Genomic DNA, 1525 nt, shown 5'->3' on the forward strand with positions numbered 1-1525 from the left:
CGCCACCACTTCGGGAGAACCCGCCCGCACCCTCGATCTCCCGGAGGGCGTGCCCCGGCTCAATTCGTTCTACCTGTACCTGACCTCGACCTGCAATCTCCGGTGCCGGCACTGCTGGATCGCGCCGGAGCATGCCGGGGGAAAACCCGTGCCCGGAACCTACATAGACATCGACCTGCTCCGGGACGCCATCCGCGAGGCAAAGACGCTTGGCCTTGGCTGTGCGAAACTGACCGGCGGTGAACCGATGCACCACCCGCAGTTCCGCGAGATAGCGAAGATGCTGACTGAGGAGGGGATCTCGTTCAACATGGAGACGAACGGGACGCTCATGACCCCGGAGCTGGCGCAGTTTTTGAAGAAGGAGACGAAGTGCTGGTTTGCCTCGGTGAGCATCGACTCGCCCGTTGCAGCGGAGCACGACGCCTTCCGGGGCGTGAAGGGTGCGTATGACGCCGCCCTCCGTGGCCTCGACTGCCTGGTAGCGGCCGGCTACGACAACTGCCAGGTCATTATGACCATCCATCGGAAGAACCGGCACCAGATGCAGGACGTGATCGACCTTGCCACGGCTCACAAGGCACGGTCGGTGAAGTTCAACCCGGTGACAAAAACCGGCCGCGGCATCGCGATGCACGAGAAGGGCGAGACGATCGGCTTTGACGAGTACCTCGATCTTGCCCGGTACGTGAACGAGGAGCTCCGGCCGAACGCCAAGGTTGAACTGTTCCTCTCCATGCCCCCTGCCCTAACCCCGTTCAACGAACTGTGGCGGACAAAGGGGAAGGCCTGCGACTGCGGGGTTATCGGCATCCTCGGGATCATCGGTACGGGCGAGATCGCCCTCTGCGGGATTGGCCAGACCATCCCCGAGCTGGTGTACGGGAAACTTGGGGAGACGAGCATCCGCGATATCTGGCTGAACAACCCGGTCATCCAGGGGCTCCGGAGGGACTTTGCCGATGTTGCGAACTATCCCGGCATCTGCGGGAACTGCATCCATGCCCGGACCTGCCGGACGGGCTGTGTTGCGAACAACTACGGGTATGGCGGGAAACTGGTCTCGCCGCCGTGGTTATGCGACGAGGTGGCCCGGAGAGGGGTGTTTCCGGTGAGCCGGATGAAGAATAAATAAAAGTCTGGCCCTGTAGAAATTCCCATTTTCATTCGAAAAAAGTAGGTCAATAAAGCCGAAAATCTTGCAGATCATTGACTCTGAAGAATACCTAATTCCTATTTCGATTGCCCCCCTTGCGCCAGCCCTGCATCCGAGAGGGCGGGAGCGCAGGTGATACCTCTGTATTACCAGAAAGGGACACTCCAACAAGAATTGGTATCATGAAAACAAAATGGATGCCGCCGCGGCGCGTCCTTTGGGGAGGTATTCGTCGCATCAGCGAAGAGAGTCTGATGACTCTCTTCTCGTGTTCCTTTGTCACACAGCGAGGATTACCTGGAGAATGCATCAGCCTTCGACTTCAGCGGCAAGCATCATAATTGGAGTATGGGGGCATCAGCCCCCATC

Annotated in this window: 1 protein-coding gene; it reads left to right on the top strand. The window is 59.1% G+C overall.

The genetic code is table 11. The features are described 5' to 3' along the window. Positions 1-1135 (top strand): radical SAM protein (locus tag CW742_RS12630; protein WP_292420892.1); only part of this gene is annotated, 1135 nt, incomplete at its 5' end. Positions 1136-1525 lie beyond the last annotated feature (390 nt).

The organism is Methanoregula sp. (assembly GCF_002835825.1).
Lineage (GTDB): Archaea > Halobacteriota > Methanomicrobia > Methanomicrobiales > Methanospirillaceae > Methanoregula.